Source organism: Phyllobacterium sp., assembly GCF_037994405.1.
Taxonomy (GTDB): domain Bacteria; phylum Pseudomonadota; class Alphaproteobacteria; order Rhizobiales; family Rhizobiaceae; genus Phyllobacterium.
This window is the reverse complement of record NZ_JBBNAN010000070.1, coordinates 1-2,158: the sequence shown is the minus strand read 5'-3', so window position 1 is coordinate 2,158 and position 2,158 is coordinate 1. Positions and strand designations below refer to the sequence as shown.

2 protein-coding genes and 1 pseudogene are annotated in these 2,158 nt (G+C 54.6%); 1 reads left to right on the top strand and 2 read right to left on the bottom strand.

Going from position 1 to position 2,158, the window contains the following annotated elements; all coding sequences use genetic code 11:
- Window positions 1–102, top strand: a pseudogene (locus tag AAAC48_RS04225) (Lrp/AsnC family transcriptional regulator); the annotation flags it as partial.
- Between the two features lie 320 nt (window positions 103–422).
- Here AAAC48_RS04225 and AAAC48_RS04220 read toward each other — a convergent pair.
- Window positions 423–1,328 carry a S1C family serine protease gene (locus AAAC48_RS04220; RefSeq protein WP_340652973.1) on the bottom strand — a complete coding sequence of 302 codons (906 nt, stop codon included), beginning with the start codon at window positions 1,326–1,328 and terminating at the stop codon, window positions 423–425.
- 337 nt (window positions 1,329–1,665) lie between these two features.
- Window positions 1,666–1,812 carry a DUF1127 domain-containing protein gene (locus tag AAAC48_RS04215; protein WP_340652972.1) on the bottom strand — a complete coding sequence of 49 codons (147 nt, stop codon included), beginning with the start codon at window positions 1,810–1,812 and terminating at the stop codon, window positions 1,666–1,668.
- Between the last annotated feature and the right edge of the window lie 346 nt (window positions 1,813–2,158).

The window sequence follows — 2,158 nt, the reverse complement described above, 5'->3', positions numbered from 1 at the left end:
AAGAGACTTATTACCAATTTCGACCTTGCGACGGTGACAGGCTTCTTCTCAATGGAGCCGATCTTAGAGAACAGAGCCGCAGATTTGCGTCGCTTGCGCTGATCGGAAAGTGCCAATTCAGGTTGCTGATCTTCGTTGTGCGCGCGCCTTAACCCTCGCCGCGACTATGAAGTCGTGTTTGGCAGTATGATGGCCGGTGATCTCATCTTCGAACGAGGACGCGAGGGATTTCTTCAGATTCCCATATGCCCCCGCCTTGTTCGGGTGGGCGCGCAAATGTCCCGAAACGACAGAAAGGCCTCCCAACGCATATCATCATTTTAGGCCCCAGACACTCAAGTCCACCAAAAGCGACGATTGCGATGAGAAGCGACGTCACCGTGTGCTGCTTCGCATGCAAGACCCTGTTGAAGAGGTCTACCTCATTGCAACTGGGGCTTTTTGAGAAAGCTGTTGCGATCGGCTGACTTCACGCGGAGCCACGCTTCGCGGCCGTTGCGCAGGACTCGTATGGGGATCTCAACGCCGGCAGGGCCGCTTGTCCACACTTTCCGGTAGAAATCAGCCAACCCGTCAACCTCATCACCTCGGATCTCCGAAATGATGTCGCCCTGGTGCAAGCCCGCTTGAGCTGCCGGCCCCCCTTGGGCGACGCTCATAACCACGACTTTACCGTTGCTCTCAGCTGAGAAAGCCCCAAGCCAAGGCCGCGGCTGCTTGTTGACGTGTCCGCGACTGAGGAGATCATCAAGGATCGGCGGTAACAAATCGATTGGCACGACCATGTTAACGTGCTCAGTCTCTCCATTTCTAATCATTTGCAGGAGAAGGGAGCCAATGCCTAAGAGCTTGCCGTCCAGGCCAATCAGTCCGGCCCCTCCCCATGAGGGATGGGCTGGCGCAATGAAGATCGCCTCATCTAATAGATATTCCCAATAGCCAGCAAACTCCTGCTTGGCGACAATGCGCGTGCGGACGGATTGACCAATCCCATCGGCCAACAGAACGTGATCTCCAATATTGGTCTCGGCCGCATCGCCGAAGTCCACCGCAGAAACGCCAAGCGGCCCAAGAGCTTGCACTAGACCAAACCCAGTTTCTTGATCGTAGGCGAGTACATGACCAGGGACGACTTGCCCGTCATGTCGGGTCAACCAAACCTCCTGGGCTTCAATAATCAGATAGCCAATCGTCAGTACCAGTCCGTCTTCCCGAATGACCACGCCGCTGCCCTCTCTCAGGGTGCCCAACGTCGTTGCTGTGAAGGCGTCATCAGGAATTGAGGAGCGCACGGCTACAACTGACCGCAAAACTTTATCGATATTCATGGCATTAATCCTGACTAAACGCGGCATGGGCTGCGATGGCGCAAAGCGGGAAACATATCGTCCAATACAGGTATGAACACGCACGGCCAGGCACAAGGTCTGGAATACAAACATTCCTCCACTCGGCACTCAGGTTCGGATAAAGCTGATGATGGCCTAGTTAAGAGGCAACGTCGGCTTTCTGCTATCCAATATTTATATGGCCAGAGAGTGTTACCCTTTGGAAACAAAGAAGCTTACGCAGCTGGCGCTAGGAGCGCGCCGTCGCCACTGACACAAGCCGCTGGAAATAAAAGGCCCGTTGTTGAACAACGGGCCTTCTGCGAGCGTGCGATGCTTAGCGACCGACTGCGGCGCGGGCGATGTTGCGGATGTCACCACGGTCAATACCAAGATCCTGGAGTTGACGGGAAGTCATGCGGCCAAGTTCAGTAACCGTCTGGCGGTACTTGCGCCAAGTGTTGAAGGAGCGTGCTACGTTCATTGTGATCCCCTTTCCGAGGGCTGATGACGTCAGCAACCTTGCTTGGCCCCGGCGTCGTTTCGATGGCGAGGATATAAGCGTTTCAATCATCCAGTAACAGCGACAATCCATCACGCCACCTATGCATGCTGCGCAATGGTTGGAGCATCGGACTTTTGCTGCTCCATCGCTGCTACGCACCCTAGGCGGGGAAGCGGTTAATCGGCGGTGAGCAGGATACCAAACCGGTCAGCTTGATGAGTTTATTGCCTTCTGCAGCTGACCAATTTTTCAAGAACCTCATCGAAGCCCGGCATTTTTTCATTAAACATCATTGGCGCCATGGCTCAATAGTCCGTACGAGGGT